Below are 2,719 nucleotides of genomic sequence, written 5' to 3' on the forward strand. Positions count from 1 at the left end.
CTACCGTTGGAGACCAGGTGTTGGATATGTTGCTAATTGCCAAGATAGCCGTTTAAATGTTGCTAGAAATGCGATTACTCAATTAGTTAGCGACAATGATGATATTGAATTTGGTTTAATGCGTTTTAATGGCAGTGATGGTGGGTATATTTTAGCCAAGGTTGGCTCAACCAAAAAAACTCTGCTTGATGAAATAGCGGCACTACCCGCCAGTGGTGCAACGCCTCTAACTGAAACGCTGTGGGAAGCGTATTTATATATTTCAGGAAAGAATGTTGATTACGCTAAAAATATTAACAGCCGTGATAAAACCGCTGATAGTAATGGAGTGTATAAATCACTTTTTGCACCTATAAGCGGAGAGCCATTACGTTGTGATAACAGTGTCAATATTATTTTGATGACTGATGGTGATCCAAGTAATGACACAAACCGCAATAATAGTATTAAAAATTTGCATAATGATTACTTTAAAGACGATCCCCCAGTGGTCAGCAACAGTTACTTAACTGTACTTGCAAAAGTGATTAGCGGTACAAAAGATATTGAAGTTGACTTATACACTAAAACGACCGAAATTCGTGAGTTTGGTCGGATCTTCCCAATTGGCTTTGGTACAGGAATGAGTGATTCAGGAAAGAATCTATTGGCTCAAGCAGCGACATATGGTGGTGGGCAATATCTGCATGCTGATACTGCTGAGCAACTCTCGGAAGCACTAAAAAATACCATCACACGTATTAGGGAAGTGAACGATACGTTTACTTCTCCATCAGTTGCCAGTAATAACGTTGATCAAACTCGAAGTCGCGACTCTATATATTACGCGATGTTTTACCCGGATGGTGGAGCGCGTTGGCGCGGAAATCTAAAAAAGCTTAAAGTTTCTGGCACACAAATTGTGGATTCAGCAGATAAGCAAGCGTTGAATTCAGATGGTCTAATAGATAAAGATGCTCGCACATTTTGGTTACCAACAACGGCTAGCCCAGATGGTAACTCGGTAGAAAATGGCGGCGTAAATTTAATGCTCTCAACCACTGCAAACAGTGGTCGAAAGCTACTTACTGATGCAGGAACCGGTGGTCTTGTTGAATTCACTAAGGCAAAGGTGTCAGCAGCTTACGGCAGTGATGCCAATGCGGCAAGTGCATTTGGGGTGAGTCAAAATGAGCTTCAAAGCACCATTGATTGGGCTCGTGGTATTGATGTTGATAATGAAGACAATGACTCTTCATCAAGTGATCAGCGGGTAGATATTTTTGGTGATCCATTGCACTCAAAGCCTGTCACAATCGATTACGGTAACGATGATGTGCGTATTTTAATAGGTACAAATGCTGGCTTCTTACACATGTTTAAAGATGCTGGCAGTACCGTAAGTGAAAGTTGGGCATTTATACCTAGTAGTGTTTATAAAATTATTGATCCAATTCGTAAAAATCAAGCCGATACTAAAAAGTATGGTATTGATGGTCCAATCACAATTTATTTTGATGACGCGAATCGTGATGGTGTTGTCAATGGCAGTGATCGCGTATGGGCATTCTTTGGGATGCGTCGAGGTGGTAATAACTATTATGGCTTAGACATTACTAACCCTAATGCACCGAGCTTAAAGTGGATAATTCAAGGTGGAAGTGGTGATTTTAAGGAATTAGCGCAAACATGGTCGGCACCAACAGTCTCTTTTGTGAAAGCTTTTGGTAATGATCCTGTGCTTATATTTGGTGCAGGCTATGACACTAATAAAGATACAGTCATACTTGGTGAAGATAGCAAGGGTCGTGGTATTTATATCGTTAACGCATCGAATGGTAATTTATTGTGGGAATTAACGCCAACAAAAGGTTTTAAAGGTAAAAATAGTATTGCAGCAACTGTCACTACCCTTGATTCTGATTATGATGGCTATGTTGATCGTATTTATGCGGCAGATACAGGTGGCAGTGTTTGGCGTGTCGATATGCCAAGCGATACAAAAAGTGATTGGACTCATTTTGAATTGGCTAAGTTAAGTGGTTTAACTAACGCGTTAGATAGACGCTTCTTCTATAAACCAATGGTTGCTCGTACTATGTATAGTAAAGTGACGAATACACGGGTTAATGGGACAAATATTGTTACACGAAAAGATACCCCTTTTGATGCAGTGTTACTTGGTAGCGGAAACCGTTCAAACCCAGTAGGCACAACAACACTTGATCAACTGTATATGGTGCGAGATACAAATACCTTAACTAAGTCATTTAAAGGCACTGATATACCTGCAACTATTACAGTGGATGATTTAATGAATGTAAATGAGGATCCTTTTGGTAATACGCTGGATGATATTGATGAGTTTACTAAAAAAGAAATTGAATTAAGCCGTGAGAGTGGTTGGTATTACGACTTACCAGCAAATGGTGAAAAATCGCTTGCAGCGGCCACTGTTGTTGGAGGCGTCGCTTATTTCACAAGCTATACACCAGCATCAGCTACTGAAACTGTAAATCAGTGTTCACTAACCGGTGGGTCAGGTTCTTTATATGCGTTTCATTTACACTATGGTACCAAAGTATATGATCAACTAAGTTTTGTGACCAGCAATGATGTACCAGATACGCCGCAACTTTATTTTGGTAGTGTCGAAGTTTGTGTCGATACAAGTAATTGTGATGATGATGACAACCCAGACAACCCAGACAACCCAGACAACCCAGACAACCCAGACAAC

General features: G+C 40.3%; 1 protein-coding gene. It reads left to right on the top strand.

The features are described 5' to 3' along the window. Positions 1-2,719: pilus assembly protein (locus H5232_RS22785; protein WP_182831583.1), on the top strand; the 2,719-nt coding region annotated here is incomplete at both ends.

Origin of the sequence: Pseudoalteromonas sp. SG41-5, assembly GCF_014164495.1 — a bacterium.
GTDB classification, from domain to species: Bacteria; Pseudomonadota; Gammaproteobacteria; order Enterobacterales; family Alteromonadaceae; genus Pseudoalteromonas; species Pseudoalteromonas rhizosphaerae.